We start from the raw sequence: 16,279 nt of genomic DNA, 5'->3' as shown, positions 1-16,279 counted from the left end.
GACCGCGGCTACATCTCGCCCTACTTCGTCACCAACGCCGACAAGATGCGCGTTGAGATGGACGATGCCTACATCCTGATCAACGAGAAGAAGCTGTCCTCCCTGAACGAGCTGCTGCCGCTGCTCGAAGCCGTGGTGCAGACCGGCAAGCCGCTGGTCATCGTCGCCGAAGACGTCGAAGGCGAAGCCCTCGCCACCCTCGTCGTCAACCGCCTGCGCGGCGGTCTGAAGGTCGCGGCCGTCAAGGCTCCGGGCTTCGGCGATCGCCGCAAGGCCATGCTGCAGGACATCGCGGTTCTGACCGGTGGTCAGGCGATCTCGGAAGATCTCGGCATCAAGCTCGAGAACGTGACCCTGCAGATGCTCGGTCGCGCCAAGAAGGTGATGATCGACAAGGAAAACACCACCATCGTCAGCGGCGCCGGCAAGAGGGCCGACATCGAGGCGCGCGTTGCCCAGATCAAGGCGCAGATCGAGGAAACCACCTCGGACTACGATCGTGAGAAGCTGCAGGAGCGTCTGGCCAAGCTCGCGGGCGGCGTCGCGGTGATCCGCGTCGGCGGCGCGACCGAAGTCGAGGTGAGGGAGCGCAAGGATCGCGTGGATGACGCGATGCATGCGACCCGTGCGGCGGTTGAAGAAGGCATCGTGCCGGGCGGCGGCGTCGCCCTGCTGCGCGCCTCCGAGCAGCTCAAGCGCATCAGGACCCAGAACGACGACCAGAAGACCGGGGTCGAGATCGTGCGCAAGGCGCTCTCCGCGCCCGCCCGCCAGATCGCGATCAACGCCGGTGAAGACGGTTCCGTCATCGTCGGCAAGATCCTCGAGAAGGAGCAGTATAATTACGGCTTCGACTCGCAGACCGGCGAATACGGCAATTTGGTCTCCAAGGGCATCATCGACCCGACCAAGGTGGTTCGTGCGGCGATCCAGAACGCAGCGTCGGTTGCGGCTCTCTTGATCACCACCGAAGCCATGATCGCCGAACTGCCGAAGAAGAACCAGGGCGCCGGCGCTGGCGGCATGCCTCCGGGCGGCGGCATGGGCGGCATGGACTTCTAAGGTCCAGCCACTCAGGCGACTATCCAAGGAATGCAAAACCCCGGCAGCGATGCCGGGGTTTTTGTTTGGGCGGGCGATGTAAATGCCCGTCACAACACAGCAAACGCTGACGCCTCCCCTGCAACGCGACGCTGAAGAAAAGGCTTCCTGCTCCCTGAGCTATCCCTGTTATGCACAACGCACCGCAAATATACGATCGTATGCGTTGACAATCTCGAAAAAAATTTTCGCGAGAGTCGCAATTCGAACCGACGCTCCGCTTCTCTTAGGCCAAAGTCGTATCGGGTCGGGGCTAAATCAAAGCTCATCCAAAATCTGGTCGAACACGGAGCGCGAGCTCTCGTGACGCCTGCGAGCGTTGCGGAGAATGCTTTCGCTTGAGAGGAGTAATGTTGCGTGAGTGAAAGCGAAATGAAAGTGACACTGAACGGAACCAATGTTTTCGGGATGCCGCTCTTGGACTTCTCGAAGATCGCCTTGCCTGGCATCGGCGGCAACGAGCAGGTCCTCGCCCGTGCGCGGGAAGGCTTTGAGAAGATCAGGGCCGCGTCGGAGGAGATGACGGAAGCGCTGCGTGAGACCTATTCGGGTAACGCCAGAAGCGCGACCGACTACGGGCTGAAGGTGTTTGAAATCTCAAACGCCAATACCGCCTCTGCGCTCGACTTCTTGATCCATCTCTGCGGCAGCAAGTCAGCGACCGATGTCTTTACCTTGTCGGCGGCGCAAACGCGCAAGGCGTTTGATACTGCTTCCGACCAGAACAGGGAATTGTGGACGCTTGCCCAGAAGGTTGCGACCGAAACGGGTGAACCGATCAGGAAGCACTTCACCAGGGTTCTCCACCAAGCAGGCTAAAAAATCCACTCAGTTTACGTCCAAGGAGGGATCCGGCCGGTTGGAACAAGCCCGGCGAGCATGCAGCCCCCACTGGCCTTGCTCGACCAAACAAGGTGCGCGATGCCCCCCAAGTAACCCGCACCGACAACAGGCGCAGTCCAACCGGCCGGTACCTATTTGCAGGAAACGACAAAGACGATCGCAAGGAGGGCGACATGGGTATGGTGATGATCAAATGTCCGCAAACCGGACACGCGATTCCCACGGGCATCAAGACTGATCGCGAAAGCTTCGGGCGCCGCGCGGTGTTTTTCTCGCGCACGCGTTGCGTGATCTGCCACACCGATCACGCGTGGTTTGCGCGCGAAGCCTGGGTCGACGAGCCGAGCATCCGGGTACGCCATCGCAGCGCGGGCTCTCCGGCCTAATCGTCGACACAGATCAAGTGACGATCGCGATGGAGGGACACCATGGCGCGCATGCAAATCCCATCTGAAACTTCAACCTGGCTGCTGCAGGCCAGGGACTTTCTCGCCGAAGCACGACGGCAGAAGCCGGGCCCTGAGCGCAACGAGTTGCGCGAGACGGCGAAGGTGCTGCGCCAGCTTGCGAAACTCGAGGCGTCATCCGAGCAAACCCTCGAACGTGATTGGCGGCAGGGAACCTGATCGAGCGGAATATCCGCTCGTTGAAGGGCTTTTTCCGGAACGCCGCAGCGGCACGTCGCGTGCGTGGAAAGTCAGACGTGGAAAGTCAAGCGGTCGCGCGAAACGCGCTCACCTGACGTTGCCCGATTTGATTCCGGGGATGCGCCCGACTTCGAGCAAACCCCTCGCCCGGGATTGGTCCGAAGTCGTTGAGAAAATCTCCTCGACTTCAAGACGCATGGCCTGATGGCATTCGCACGCTGCCGCCGCGAGCCGCGCCCGGTCGATCTCGATCACGCCTCGTCGATCGGATCTGATCGCTCCGCGCGCGCGCAGATTACGCATCAGGAGCGTCACGGTCGTACGCCGCACACCGAGCATTTGCGACAGCGCGTGCTGGGTGAGCGGGAGCACATCATGGTCGACGCGGTCGCGCAACTGAAGCAGCCAACGAGCCATGCGGGCTTCGACCGGGTGCAGCGCGTTGCAGGCCAAGCCGAGCTGGAACTGCATCAACATCGCCTTGACGTGATTCTGAACCATGCGTCGGATCGCGGGACTGCGGTTAAAGACGCCAAGAAATCGCGATGCAGGGATCCGGGAGGCGGTGCCGGCCGCGCGAACGACGGCTGTCGTGGCCGAAGGTGATGGCCCGAGCACCGAAAGCATGCCAACGGCTCCCTCACGCCCGATTGCCGCGGTGGCAACCGTGTGCCCGTCCGCCATGTCGATCATCAAGGTAATCGCGCCGCTGTGGGGAAAGACGACGTACTCAATGTCGTCACCCGCCTGCGAAAGGACCGCATCCTGATCGAGCGCGATCATCTCAAGTTCGGGTTCCAGCACATCGAAATCCGATGCAGGCAATGCTGCAAGAAGGCGATTGCCCATTCCGCCGCGAGGCTTCACTGCGGAGAACCTGCAGTGACGCGTCTGTGGCGTGCTCCATTTCGAGTGTCGCGAAACGATGGTTTTAACATAAACTGAATCTGCTCTTTACTCGTACTCGTCAAACAGCTCGCTCTAACAAATAAATCCCCGCCGCTCGGTCGCAAGGCGGCTTCTGCTCGCAGGAGCCTTAAGCAGTTAGATGCAAATGGGCCGCCGGACGCAACCGTAAAATACGCATGGGTAATACGGTAGCAGTACGGATAGTAAGGTTCCAATTCCGGCGCATGGCAAGTGCTCTACCTCACCCCGCGTGCCTGCGAACCGCACCGGTCAATACGGCTTGGCCCATGCGTCGGCGGCAGCGATGATCTTGCCGAACAGCCGGACGAGTTCGCGCCGCTCCGCCGGATCGAGCGTTTCCAGCATCTGCTTTTCGCGTTCGACAAAGCTCTTTATGATCGCGGCATAGGTGGCTTGTCCGGATTCGCTCAAGTGCAAAACCCGCCGCCGGCTGTCGACGACGTCGGTCTTTCGGGTGATCACCCCTTTTTTCTGAAGCAGCTTTACCGCACTCGCAATGCTGGTCTTGGGTCGGCCGGTCACGATGCTGATCTGCTGAGCGTTCAGGCGCGGCTGCTGCGTCAGCAGAACAGGACGATCCATTCGGACCGCGTCAGCCTGAACGACCGCTCCATCATCGCCACCAGCGGGCCGACGTAGAAATTGGCGATTACAGTTCATGCGATACGCAACGGGTATCGGATTGTCCTTCAGGATGGCCTCGAGCAGCAATCCGTGAAGCACCCGTTCTCCGGGCTGCCACCCGACGTTCAACGCTTCCGCCTTGCTGGTCCCGCGCTTCGCTGCTCTCTATCTCCTCGCCAGCGACAAATACGGAACGCTCTATCTCGGCGTGACGAACGACATCGTTCGCCGTGTATATGAACACAAGAGCAAAGCCGTCCCTGGATTCACAAAGCGATACGCCGTCGACAAACCGGTCTGGTTCGAAATCTACGATGATCCCGTAACGGCGATTACGCGTGAAAAAGAACTGAAGAAATGGCGGCGGGACTGGAAGATCCGATTGATTGAAGAGCGCAATCCACAGTGGATCGATCTATATCCGCAAATATCGGTCTGAGATTCTGGATAAATGGATTCCGGGCTCGCCGCTTCGCGCCGCCCCGGAATGACGAGCGAGGATTAATTCACGCCGGCAATACCACCGCCAGTCATTCCGGGGCGCGCCTTGGCGCGAGCTATGATGTGCAATTGCACATCATAGAATCGCCTACTGAAATGCGACTTCGGCAAAGCTTCTGAGCTTGCGCGAATGCAGGCGCTCGGATTCCTGGTGCTTGACCCGTTCGAGCGCCTTCAGGCTGATCTCCAGATGTTGACCGACACGTCGCCGGTAGAATTCGCTGGCCATGCCGGCGAGTTTGATTTCGCCATGCAACGGCTTGTCGGAGACGCACAGCAACGTGCCGTAGGGGACGCGAAAGCGATAGCCGTTGGCGGCAATCGCCGCGGACTCCATGTCGAGCGCGATAGCGCGGGATTGCGACAGCCGTCGAATGACCGAGGGGCCACTGATTTCCCAATTGCGATTATCGACGCTTGCGACCGTTCCGGTGCGCATCACCCGTTTGAGCTCAAAGCCGGTCAGCCCGGTAACCTCACCGACAGCTTCCTCGAGCGCGACCTGCATCTCGGCAAGCGCCGGGATCGGGACCCAGAGCGGCAGCTCATTGTCGAGCACGTGATCCTCGCGTACGTAACCATGCGCGAGCACGTAGTCGCCGAGCCGCTGCGTATTCCTGAGGCCCGCGCAATGCCCTACCATCAGCCAGGCGTGCGGCCGCAGCACCGCGACGTGGTCGGTGACGTTTCGCGCATTGGACGGACCGGTACCGATGTTGATCAGGGTAATGCCGCGATAGCCGGGCTCGACGAGATGAAAAGCAGGCATCTGTGGCGCGCGCTCGGGGGTAGTCCCGGTCGTGCCGCCGCCAAGCCGCGCATTGCGCGTGATCGCATTCCCGGGCGCAACAAAGGCATCGGGGCCTATCTCGCCCGATGCGAGGCGGTGCTGGCACAGTTGCACGAAGGCATCGACATAGAACTGATAGTTCGTGAAGATCACGAAATTCTGGAAATGCTCAGGATCGGTGCCAGTGTAGTGATAGAGCCGGCGCAGCGAATAATCGACCCGCGCCGCACGGAACAGGGACAGGGGTTCGGGTGCTCCGGGGGGCAGCTCGAATGTGCCGTCGGCGATTGCATCGTCCATGGCGGCAAGATCGGGCGTGTCGAATACGTCGCGCAGCGTTCGCGTAAAGGCCGAACTGTCGGCAATTGTCAGCGCCGCCTCGATGTTGATGTCCCGCCGATAGGCGAAATGAATCGGAATAGGCTCGTTCGACTCGCCGATTTCAACCGGCACGCCGTGGTTCTTGACCAACAGCTCGATTTGCTCGGTGAGATAGATGCGGAAAATATCCGGGCGCGTCACGCTGGTCTCATGCACGCCCGGCCCCGCGACAAAGCCGTAAGCGAGACGCGAATCGAGCCGCGCATGGGTCGAGGTCGTCATCCGCACAAACGGATAACAGGCTCGCACGCGCGTCGTGAACGCCCCGCCATTGACATAGGCTTCAAAGCGATCGCGAAGGAACTGGGTATTGCGCTCGTAGATCTCTTCGAGACGGGCAACGGCCGCACCGGCATCGACGAATGCTTCGGTCGTATAGGGCGGTGGAGTTTCGACGAGCATTGCGGAACACATGTCGCTTCGCACCAGACTGTGGTTGTCGAGCGGAGACTCAACTCGGATCAGCAAATATAACCACAATCGTGGCTCGTTCCAGACACGTCTGGGATTGTGCTCCGAAGTACCTCATCGTCCCGGGCTTGACCCGGGACCCATGACTACAAATGCCAATTGTCGCGCGACGCGCTACTGAACCTTCGCCAGCACCGCGAGGCGGCGGATGCCCTTGTTGCGATAGGCGTCGAGGAAGACGTAGTAGTCCTTGAAGGACACGCAGCCGTTGGATTGGCCACTCGGCCCGAGCATGTAGCTGTGCGCGAGCAGGCCGTCGCGGCCGTAGATCTTGTCCTCGCCGCCGATCGGCGTCAGCCGCAGCGCCGGCACGCCGTGAAACAGCGCCTCGCGCGGCTTCAGCTCGTAGATATGCGGCGGCGTCACGCCCTGCATCCGCACATGCGAATAGCGCACGTCGTCCATCTTCGAGCCGAGGCCCGAATGCGCCTCCAGCCTGGTGCCGTCGGGCAGATACACCGTCTTCGCGGAAATATCATAGACCGCGGTCTGGCGGTCATAGGGCGGCGCGCCGCCCATCATCGGGTTCTGGCTTCGTGTGTCGATGATGCTGCCGGTGACGCTGGCGTCGGCGGATGCATAGGCCAGGAATCCTCCAGCCGCCGGCTGCTTGCCCCACAGCTTTTCGACCATGGTCTGCTTCTCGTTGGAAGCAATCGACATCACGGCGGCCTTGGCACGCTGCGCCATGTCGCGAACGGAAGTACCGGATGGCTTTGCGGCCTTGTCCTCCGCAGTCTTGGCTTCGGTCTCCTTCGGCGCCGTGGCCGGAACGTTCAAGGCGAGCTTGGTAGCAGGCGTGCCAACTTTCGGCTTCGATGTCTCAACAGGCTTCGCCGCCTGGACGGCCTTCGGTGCTTCGGCCGGTGGCGAAGCTTCCGCCAGCTTCGTGGGTTCGGTCGGTTGGGGCTCGACAGCTCTGGATCGCGCGCCTTGCGCCGCCGCTGCGGCAAATCGTTCGTTGAACATCAGCGAGGTCGCGACATTCTCCGGCGCGGGCATCACCAGCGGCCGCTGCTCCAGCGATGCGAATATTTCGTTGAACGCCGGCTGCACCGGACGGGCAGCGACGGTGGTCGCGTCCCTGGCGACGGGTGCCTCGAAGGCGGCGCTGTGCACGGATGGATAGATGCCGGCGCCGAACACGTTGGTGTAAACGGTCCAGGCGCAGCCCAGCACGAGACCTGCGAGCGCGACACCGCCGAGGAAATATTGGGGGATGCTCTTGCGAGAGGATTTCCTGCGGTTGCGAGCCGCAGGGCCGAACGCACGCGTACGCTTACTCATTCACACAACGCCCAGAACAATTCCACCAAGTCCCCCATTGATGCCGCGTCCGGAGACGTTCCCTGCAGCATCTCGCAGAGGCACAGAGCGTCATTAAGGCGACTTTTAGTTAAATCCGGCTTAAACGCGGGCGGATATAAGGCGGGCTCAAATCCATGGAACTATTGGGGAAATTACCCCGTAACGACGCGAAGATTCGTCCCAATCAGAGACAGCCGGCATGGTCCGCGCCGGATGTCCCATATCGGGCCAAGTTCGGCCTCAATCCTTGAACGGGTCGAACTCATTCTCGCCAGCCATCGCCACCGCGAACGGATGCAGCGTGTGCTGCACACTGATCGAGCCGGCGTGTTCGGCAAGCACCTCCGGCAGACGGCGGTAGGCCATCGGACTTTCGTCAAGGTCGGCGCCGACCAGCGTGACGCCACGCGATTGCAGCCAGGCGTCCATCTCGGTCCGCGTGAACCTGCGCTTGGCCTCCCTGCGGCCAAACAACCGGCCCGCGCCGTGCACCGTCGAGTAGAGCGAAGCCTTCGCCTCCTCGCTCTCGACGCCTTCAACGATCACCGCGTCGTCGCCCATCGATCCGCCGACGAAGCCGCGCTGGCCGGGAAATGCCGGGGTTGCACCCTTGCGAACCACCCACAAATCCCTGCCGCCATGGTTCTCCCGCCACGCATAATTGTGGTGGTTATGCACCATGTCGGTGACTTCGCCGCCGATGATCCTGCGCACGCGCTCGATCACCCATTCGCGGCCGGCATAGGAGTAGCGTCCGGCGAGCTGCATCACCGCGATGTAGCGCCGCCCGATCTCGCTGTCCTCGTCGATCACGGCGGGCGGCACGTTCATGCCGTCCTTGCCGCCCGCAGCCTTGAGGTAGCGGGTCGCGCTGGTATGGCCGAGGCCGCGGCTGCCGAAGTGCACGCCGATCCAGACAAGGCCCTCCTCGTCGCGCAACAGGTCGACATAGTGGTTGCCCGATCCGACGGTGCCGAGTTGCGAGACCGCCTTCTGCCGGTAGGCGCCCATGTCGGACTCGCGCCAGGCGTCCGCGTCGTCGAACAGCTCATGCTCGACGCGCTCGTCGTTGGTGCGACCGACGCCGAACGAAATCACGTTGCGCACATCCTTGATGATCGTGCCGATATTGCTTTCGATCTGGCTGAACGGCGTATCGAGGCGCACGGCCATGTTGCCGCAACCGATGTCGAAGCCGACGCCGGAGATGCTGATCTGCTTCTCATAGGCAATCACGCCTCCGACCGGCTGGGCATAGCCGAGATGGCCGTCGGCGCAGACGACGCCGGCCACTACGTTGCCGACCGACATGCAGTTGCGCATCTGCGCGATCGTTGCGTCGTCGTGCTTGCCGAAGATTTTCAGCGGGCTGTTCCGGTATTGCGCGGCCTGCGGCTTGCTGGCGATGTCAGTGGCAACTGCCTCCGCGTTCCGCGCGAGGTTTTCCTTGCGCGCGGCATCGCGAAACAGGCACCAGGTCGGCATCGGCCGCTGGCCGGGCCGGTCGATCTTGGCGTCGGGATCGAGCCCAGCTTCGGCGGCCAAAGCCCTGGCGCGCTCCTGGTAGGGATCGGATCGCATCAGTTCTCCTTCACTGCAAACGCATCATACCGAAAACCGTTCGAGGCTTCGGAGGATCCCATGTCGGTCGCAACAAAGGTCCGTTCGGGTTCGCAGCGAGGTATCACGACGTCGAGCTTGCCACGAATGGCTTTGCTCGCCGCGGGCGCTAATAGCTCAGCCGCGGATACCAATCCTTGCCGCGCCCTTCCGGCGTAGTGTCGAGAATGGTCCAGAGCGGATCGAAGTCGGGCGCGCCGCGCGGATCCTGCCCGGGATCGGCGGTCGACGGGCCCATTTCGCCGGCCCAGAAATGACGGATGCTGCCGTCGCGGCGCGTGAACACATTGTAGCCGGGTGCGTCGGCATCCGTGGCGCTGACATAATCGCGCGTGTAATCGCCCGACGCATCCGAGTAGATCCGGTGCTGCGTCCAGCCGCGCGCCTTCTTTGCCGCGATCAGCCGCGCGATCGGCGAGCGCGCTACGAACACGAACGCGACGCGCTGTTCGACATCGGGCAGCTTTCCTTCCCAGGTGCCCATGAAGGACGTGCACATCGGGCACGGCTGCTCGCGTGCGGGGCCGAACATATAGCTGTAGATCACGAGCGTCTGCTTGTTGCCGAACAGGTCCGACAGAGTTGCCTTGCCGCCCTCGCCTTCGAATTCATAGTTCTTCGTCACCACGCCGCCCGGCGGCAGCGCCCGGCGCAATTCGGCAACGCGCTCGATGTGACGGCGCAGTTCGATTTCCTCCGCCAGCAATTGCTCGCGGGCGCGGCGATACTCGGCGCTCTCATTGGGAGTGCGCACGCTGTTTCCACGAGCGAGCTCAGTGGCGGGTTTCAGTGCGGAACCGGACATTGGAGGACCTCGGTGTTGGTTGCTCGGTTACAAGACGCTCGGCGCGTCACGGGTCCGACAGCCGCGGGCAAAAAATTCGGCCTACGACCGCCGTTTCCGCCCATTTTCGAGCCGGTTTGCGCAGATTTTCTGCATGGGAGCTATCGCCGAACCTTAACCGCCGGAGGCAGACATACTATCGCCTGCCGATGGCTCTGCACTGGAGGTCGGCCCCGCGATACGGTACCGTATCATCCACGCCTGTTTCGCCCATACCCCGAAGGGGAAGCTGCCATGATAATACTGGCGCGCGCCGGAAGTATCGCTGTCGCAAGCCTCGGCCTTCTGGCTGGACATGCGTCGGCCCAGCCAGCCAAACTGGGCTGCACGTCCGCTCAGACGGCCCAGGGAACGCAAACCCTGCATTGCGAGAAGGCGATCACGATCGTGGCCGAAAGCGGCGCGAAGTTCGAGCTCGGGGATCGCAACCGCGACGGCCACGTCGATTCCGTCGAACTCAGCAACAAGGCCCTGCTGCTCGAGGTGCCGAAGAAGCCGGGCCGTGTCAGGTTCAACGTGCTGACGCCGCAGGCGATTGCCGCGGTACGCGGCACCAAATGGGCTGTTGATGCCGAGGGCGGAAAGACCTCCGTCTTCGTCGTCGACGGCCGCGTGAGCGTCGCGCGATCCGCCGGCCGCGGCAGCGTCGTGCTTGGCCCCGGCGACGGCGTCGACGTCGAGACATCAGGCGACCTGATCGTCAAGCGCTGGCCGCCTGCGCGCGTTACCGCCCTGATGGCAAGATTGGGACAATAGAAGCCGGGCAAATGAGCCATCGACGTCTTCATATTCTGGTTGCGTTGCTTTGCACGGCATTGTGGGCAGTCGGGATTTGGCTCGGCCATTCGAGCGGCCATTTGCGGTTTCTCGACCGGCTCGAGTCGGCACTGACCGACGTGCGAACACTGGCGCGCGGCGTAAAGGTGCCGCCGGACCTCGTCACGATCGTTGCGATCGACGACACCATGGTTAAGCTCAGCGGCTCCTATCCCCTGCCGCGCACGGAGATAGCCAAAATCGTCGAGGCGATCGCGCGGCTGGAGCCGAAGGTCATCGCGATCGATCTTCTGCTGGTCGACAAGGGATCCGCCGATGGCGATGCCGCGCTCGCAAAATCGCTCGCGGCAAGTCCGGCCGTGCTTGCGGCGGCTGCGGTGTTTTCCAACATCCTGCAGCCTTCCGCAGAAGACGACGGGCCGCTGGCCCGCCTGCCGAAGGCCGACCGCTTCCTGCTGCCGCTGCCGGCATTTGCCGACCGCGCGGAAGTCGGCATTGCCAATGTGGCAACAGGCCAGACCGGCACGCCGCTGTCGGTCCCGATGCTGTTCCGGACAAACGACAAGATCGAGTTGTCGTTTCCGCTTCGCGTCGCATCCATTGCGATCGGCCAGAAGCTGACGATCGAACCCGACCGCCTGCTGTTCGGCGACCGGCCGATCGCGACTGCTTCCGATTATGCGCTGCCGATTTCCTATTACGGCCCGCGCCGCACCATTCGCACCGTCAGCGCCGCAAACCTGATCGACGGCAACGTCGCCAAGGAAGCCATTCAGGGCCGGATCGTCGTGCTCGGCGCGACCGCAACCGGCGCCGGCGACTTCTTTCCGACGCCGTTCGATTCACTGATGCCGGGGGTGGAAATCATTTCCACCGCGATTACGCATCTGGTCGCAGGCGACGGCATCGTGCGCGACCGGCCGGTTCGCGTCGTCGAGGCCATCACGACGATCCTGCTCCCGATGCTGCTGGTCGGTTTGCTGGCGTGGCGGCGAAACGCGATTGGGCTCCTCGCCGTCAGCGCAGTGATGCTCGCGTGGGCGGCTGCGAACACGGTAGCTCTCGCGTACGGCATATGGCTCGACGCCGCGACGACAATGGCCGCAGCGGTGCCGCCGGTCGTCCTGTTCGGTACGTTGCAGCTATGGTCGGGCCGGAGCAGCGCGCAGCATCTCGCCGCACAGAACAAGCTGCTCGAACAATTCCAGACGCCGGGCCTGCAGGAATGGCTGACGCGCGATCCCGACTTCCTGGTGGCGCCGGTCAGGCAGAATGCCGCCGTCGTGTTCGTCGACCTGTCCGGATTTACCTCACTCAGCGAAACGCTCGATCCGGACGCCACGCGGGGACTGCTGAAGGAGTTTCACGCGTTGGTCGACAAGGAAGTGACGCGGTGCGGCGGCGTGATCACGAGCTTCCTGGGTGATGGCGCCATGATCCTGTTCGGCCTGCCGAAGGCGGCGCCGGATGATGCCGCGCGCGCGGGGCAATGTTCGATCGCCCTCTGCGTCAAGACCGAACGCTGGATCGCAGCATTGCCGCCGCAGATCGCGGTGCGGATCGGCTTCAAGATCGGTGCGCATTTTGGACCGATCGTCGCCTCGCGCCTCGGCGGCCGCAACCATCAGCACATCACCGCAACCGGCGACACCGTGAATGTGGCGAGCCGTCTGATGGAAGTAGCGGCCCACCACGATGTCAGGCTGGCGCTGAGCGATACGCTGCGCATCGCGGCCGAAGGCACCGGCGCCCGGCTGAAAACCGGAAGCCTTGCCGGCCCCGTCGAGGCGCAGATTCGCGGCAGGTCAGGCACCCTCACGGTCTGGCTGTGGCACGGCGAACGTCCCACGATCGATCAACGCACACATCCCGACGCCGCGGAGTGACCGGCTTCGCGACCTACTGCAATTCCGGCGGCGGCGTGCGGTCAAACACGTCGCCCTTCGGGCCCTGCATCAGATGAAGCGCATAGGTCTCGATCACGAAGGGCCCACGCTTGCGCTCGACCTCGCCGATCTTCTCGACGCGGTCGAACTTGTCCTTCAACGGAGCATCGCCTCGGAAGACCTCGCGGACATCGAGCAACGGACCGGCGAGTTTCATCGCATCGGGCTCGGGCATATTGACCCAGCGGAAGCGCTGGCTCTGCTGCGAGACGCACGTGCCCTTCGGCAGATAGAAGGCAAGCCAGCCGGTGGTGCCGTAGTCAGAGGCCAGCACGCAGGTGGCTCCCGTTCGCGCCCTCACAGCTTCAATCGCGTCGGCCGTCTCGCGCCAGCCGACGCCGACGCTGCGCACGGTGGCATCGCGGCGATAGCCCGACAGCACGCCGGTGTCGGCCTGCACGACCAGCAGGACGAACATCAGGACGCCACATGGCGCCGCCCAGCGCCGGCAGAAATCGACCAGGCGCTGCCAGCGCGGCTCCCATTGGACCAGATGCGCGGCAACCGCCGCGGCAACGGCGAATGCAGGATAGACCGGCGCAAACCAGTTGGCCTCGACGCGGGCATGCAGCGAATGCCAGACGAAATAGGCAACGATGACCCAGAACATCGTGTTGACGAGTGCGCGCGCCGGCGGCGCACCGGCGCGGCGGCGGAACAGCGCGTAAAGCCCCATCGCGCCGAGGACCCACACCAAGGGCGTCGCAAATGCGATCTGCGTCGGAAGCAGCTCGGCGATGAAGACCGGGCGGAAATCCTCGATCCGCGCCCGCCCCATCTGCTTGATGAAGGAGACCCAATGGTGCCCGGCGTTCCAGAGAATGACCGGCGCAAACATCAAGAGCGCGACGAGCCCGCCGAGATAAAGCCAGGGCGAGATCAGCCAATGCCGCAGCTTGGGAACGGCGATCAGCCAGATCAGGATCGCCGGCCCAAAAAACAGCGCGGTGTATTTCGATAGCAGCGCGCAACCGGCAGCGGCGCCGACCGCCAGCCACCATACGCCGTGGCCGGTCTGCAGCACCTTGGCGAGCGCGAACAGCAGGAGACTGGAAGCCACCAGAAGCGGCGCGTCCGGCGTGACGATCATGGTGCCGACCGCGGCCATCAGCGTGATGTTCAGAAGAATCGCCGACGAGGCGGCCACGCGCCGGCTGCCGAACAGGATGGCGGCGGCCTGATAGATCGTCCAGCTCATCGGCAGCGCCAGCAGGATCGAGACCAGCCGCACGCCGAATTCGGTATCGCCAGCGATCAGGGTCCCGAGCCGGATCACCACCGCGACCATCGGCGGATGATCGTAATAACCGCCGGCGAGATGCTTCGACCACATCCAGTAATAGGCTTCGTCGAAGGTGATCGGCGTGAACGCTGCGGCAATCAGGCGCAGCGCGACCAGCGCCACGATCGCGAGACCCGTGTTGAGGGCAACCCGCGCCTCGTTCGGATTCATTTTGGAGCCTTTTTGGTTCTGATTAAATCAGAACCAGGCTCCACTTTATCGTCTTGACACGTTTTCTTCACGCGAACCGGCATCCACCCACGGATCAAGTCCGAGGACATGCTTCGCTCGAAAACGCTATGGGTCATTGCTTGCGCCAGACGAACAGTCCGGACATCGCGTAGTTCCAGACCACGCCCATCAGCGCGCCTGCGGCGCCCGCGAGCCACCAGATCGGCTCCTGGTCAAAGATCGCGAACGCGACGCCGACATTGGCGAGCAGCCCGACGCCGCAGACGAGATAGAACAGCAACAGGCCGCGCAGGATCGCAAATCCCTTCAGCCGCTGGTCGCGATAGGTGAGAAAATTGTTCAGGATGAAATTGCTGGTCATCGCAACCAGCGCGCCGATGGCCTGCGCCTCCGCAAACGGCGCCTGAAAGATCTCATGCGCGATGAACAGCGCCGTGAGATGCACGACAAGGCCGGTACCCCCGACCATTGCGAACAGCAGGAAACGCAGCGACACCACGTCATGGGTCAGCTTCGCCAGCAACAGGCCGAGGAAATCCAGCGCCACCATGGAATCGAGCTTACTCTCGCCGTGCTGTCGCGAGCCGAAAGTGTAGGGAATTTCGATCGTGCGCAGCTTGCCCTGCGCGGTCGCAACGATATCGAGCAGGATCTTGAAGCCCTGGGTCGAGAGCTGGGGTGCCAGTTGCTCGAAGCAGTCGCGGCGAACCATGAAAAAGCCGCTCATGGGATCAGCAATCTCGACGTTCAGCACGCGCCGGGAAACCTCGGTCGCAAGCGCGCTGACCCCTGCCCGCTGCTTGTTGAAGCTGTCGGCGCTACCGCCCTCGATATAGCGGCTGCCGACCACGAGTTCCGCCTCGCCGCCCTGCAGCAGGCCGACCATCTTCGGCAGTTGCGTTTCGTCGTGCTGCAGATCGGCGTCGATGACCGCCGCATAGGGTGCGCTCGATGCCAGGATTCCCTCGATGCATGCACCCGACAGTCCGCGCCGTCCGATCCGGCGGATACAGCGGACGCGAGAATCCTTCCGCGCCAGCCCCCGTACCACTTCCCAGGTCCCGTCAGGGGAATTGTCATCGACAAAGACCACTTCCCAGGCAATGCCGGCCAGCGTGGCCTCCAGCCGCCGGTACAAGACCGTGACATTGTCGCGCTCGTTGAAAGTCGGGACAACGACCGAAAGCTCGGGCAAACCGGCCTGCGACGGGGTTTCGGGGCTCGGCTTGATGACGTGATTCATGATCGCCAGCGTATATCCGCAGCCGGCTGACATGCCAAGGCGAGCTAAGGGAACGAGGTGACCGGACGGTGAAAACGGGGGCCAAATCGACCCAGCGTCTGTCCGGCGAGGGCGAATTTGGTAGCCGCCGCCGGATCGGGTCCGGCCTGCTCCGCTTGAAGATGCTCTGAAAATGCCAACGACCACGAACAGAGGGCGCGCGTACATCCGGCGCAGCCAAACTATTCATGGTCGTCCCAGCGCCGGAGCTATGAAGCGTCAACGTCGCCGTTGAATACTAGATACGAATGCCCGGGGCATTCCGCAAGGGGCAATCCCGACCCCTAATTCGGCACTTCCCGAATCACCGGCCCGCGCGGGGCTGGCGCCGCGGGAACCGGCTGACCTGCCGGCGCGGGTTGCTGGATGCTCGCCGGCTTGGCGGGCTTTCCATATTGGCCGATCGGCCCGTAGGCGACCGCAACCACCAGCACGATCGACGCAACGATGGCTCCCAAAAGACCGGCGACTGACTGCGAATTCATACTCAATTATCCCCTACGCGTGACGGGAACTGATATCACGGAAAAAGCTTGTCGAGGAATAGTCCCGGCGTCAGCCATCGACAAGTCGGGCCGCCGGCGCGACCCTCCAAAATCTCACCACGCGAGTGCCGCGCAACTGACAAGCAAGAACCGCGATTCCATCGCAAACATGGCGGAGTCTCGACCTTTGATTTGACAGGGAATAGGGGAAGAAGATGTCGAATACAGACCAGGGCAAGCCGACCGGGAAATCCG

17 protein-coding genes are annotated in these 16,279 nt (G+C 62.6%); 7 read left to right on the top strand and 10 right to left on the bottom strand.

All coding sequences use genetic code 11. The features are described 5' to 3' along the window. From groEL to CP49_RS22815, 4 genes are all read left to right on the top strand, one after another. Positions 1 to 1,062 (top strand): chaperonin GroEL (groEL, locus tag CP49_RS47665; protein WP_245310822.1); only part of this gene is annotated, 1,062 nt, incomplete at its 5' end. Between the two features lie 396 nt (positions 1,063 to 1,458). Continuing rightward, positions 1,459 to 1,920, top strand: coding sequence for a phasin family protein (locus CP49_RS22825; RefSeq protein ID WP_245310821.1), 462 nt, complete (start codon positions 1,459 to 1,461; stop codon positions 1,918 to 1,920). A 197-nt stretch (positions 1,921 to 2,117) separates the two neighbouring features. Next, complete coding sequence (locus CP49_RS22820) at positions 2,118 to 2,330, top strand: hypothetical protein (RefSeq protein ID WP_057852437.1); 213 nt, start codon at positions 2,118 to 2,120, stop codon at positions 2,328 to 2,330. Positions 2,331 to 2,372: 42 nt separating this feature from the next. Continuing rightward, positions 2,373 to 2,570: a hypothetical protein gene (locus CP49_RS22815; RefSeq protein WP_057852436.1), complete on the top strand. Its 198-nt coding sequence runs from the start codon at positions 2,373 to 2,375 to the stop codon at positions 2,568 to 2,570. A 108-nt stretch (positions 2,571 to 2,678) separates the two neighbouring features. Here CP49_RS22815 and CP49_RS22810 read toward each other — a convergent pair whose 3' ends face one another. Then, on the bottom strand, positions 2,679 to 3,440 hold the full coding sequence (locus tag CP49_RS22810; RefSeq protein ID WP_057852435.1) for a Crp/Fnr family transcriptional regulator: 762 nt from the start codon (positions 3,438 to 3,440) through the stop codon (positions 2,679 to 2,681). Positions 3,441 to 3,770: 330 nt separating this feature from the next. Further along, positions 3,771 to 4,103 (bottom strand): MarR family winged helix-turn-helix transcriptional regulator, encoded by a 333-nt coding sequence (locus CP49_RS22805; protein ID WP_156438587.1) that lies wholly within the window; start codon positions 4,101 to 4,103, stop codon positions 3,771 to 3,773. A 181-nt stretch (positions 4,104 to 4,284) separates the two neighbouring features. Here CP49_RS22805 and CP49_RS22800 point away from each other — a divergent pair, with 181 nt between their 5' ends. Next, a complete protein-coding gene (locus CP49_RS22800; RefSeq protein ID WP_245310820.1) occupies positions 4,285 to 4,584 on the top strand; it encodes a GIY-YIG nuclease family protein in 300 nt (99 codons plus the stop codon). 150 nt (positions 4,585 to 4,734) lie between these two features. Here the strand turns inward: CP49_RS22800 and CP49_RS22795 are convergent, their stop codons facing one another. From CP49_RS22795 to CP49_RS22780, 4 genes are all read right to left on the bottom strand, one after another. Next, complete coding sequence (locus CP49_RS22795) at positions 4,735 to 6,219, bottom strand: AMP nucleosidase (RefSeq protein WP_057852433.1); 1,485 nt, start codon at positions 6,217 to 6,219, stop codon at positions 4,735 to 4,737. Between the two features lie 183 nt (positions 6,220 to 6,402). Beyond that, positions 6,403 to 7,575, bottom strand: a complete 1,173-nt coding sequence (locus tag CP49_RS22790) for a DUF2778 domain-containing protein (RefSeq protein ID WP_082646174.1) — start codon at positions 7,573 to 7,575, stop codon at positions 6,403 to 6,405. A 261-nt stretch (positions 7,576 to 7,836) separates the two neighbouring features. Continuing rightward, on the bottom strand, positions 7,837 to 9,177 hold the full coding sequence (locus tag CP49_RS22785; protein WP_057852432.1) for an RtcB family protein: 1,341 nt from the start codon (positions 9,175 to 9,177) through the stop codon (positions 7,837 to 7,839). A 148-nt stretch (positions 9,178 to 9,325) separates the two neighbouring features. Further along, positions 9,326 to 10,021: a DUF899 family protein gene (locus CP49_RS22780; RefSeq protein WP_057852431.1), complete on the bottom strand. Its 696-nt coding sequence runs from the start codon at positions 10,019 to 10,021 to the stop codon at positions 9,326 to 9,328. Positions 10,022 to 10,294: 273 nt separating this feature from the next. On the opposite strand from CP49_RS22780, the gene CP49_RS22775 reads away from it, so the two are divergent. Together CP49_RS22775 and CP49_RS22770 are read left to right on the top strand one after the other, a co-directional pair. After that, on the top strand, positions 10,295 to 10,816 hold the full coding sequence (locus CP49_RS22775; RefSeq protein WP_057852430.1) for a FecR domain-containing protein: 522 nt from the start codon (positions 10,295 to 10,297) through the stop codon (positions 10,814 to 10,816). Positions 10,817 to 10,827: 11 nt separating this feature from the next. Then, complete coding sequence (locus CP49_RS22770; RefSeq protein ID WP_057852429.1) at positions 10,828 to 12,723, top strand: CHASE2 domain-containing protein; 1,896 nt, start codon at positions 10,828 to 10,830, stop codon at positions 12,721 to 12,723. A 13-nt stretch (positions 12,724 to 12,736) separates the two neighbouring features. On the opposite strand, the gene CP49_RS22765 is transcribed toward CP49_RS22770, so the two are convergent. The 4 genes from CP49_RS22765 to CP49_RS46720 form a co-directional block, all read right to left on the bottom strand. Continuing rightward, positions 12,737 to 14,236, bottom strand: coding sequence for a glycosyltransferase family 39 protein (locus CP49_RS22765; protein ID WP_057852428.1), 1,500 nt, complete (start codon positions 14,234 to 14,236; stop codon positions 12,737 to 12,739). Between the two features lie 133 nt (positions 14,237 to 14,369). After that, a complete protein-coding gene (locus CP49_RS22760) occupies positions 14,370 to 15,500 on the bottom strand; it encodes a glycosyltransferase (RefSeq protein WP_057852498.1) in 1,131 nt (376 codons plus the stop codon). Between the two features lie 323 nt (positions 15,501 to 15,823). Then, positions 15,824 to 16,024, bottom strand: a complete 201-nt coding sequence (locus CP49_RS22755) for a hypothetical protein (RefSeq protein WP_057852427.1) — start codon at positions 16,022 to 16,024, stop codon at positions 15,824 to 15,826. A gap of 70 nt (positions 16,025 to 16,094) precedes the next feature. Next, positions 16,095 to 16,279: hypothetical protein (locus CP49_RS46720; RefSeq protein ID WP_210183105.1), on the bottom strand; the 185-nt coding region annotated here is incomplete at its 5' end.

The sequence above is a fragment of the Bradyrhizobium valentinum genome, from assembly GCF_001440405.1.
GTDB classification, from domain to species: Bacteria; Pseudomonadota; Alphaproteobacteria; order Rhizobiales; family Xanthobacteraceae; genus Bradyrhizobium; species Bradyrhizobium valentinum.
The sequence above is the reverse complement of the archived record's forward strand: the minus strand, read 5'-3'. Positions and strand labels throughout refer to the sequence as shown.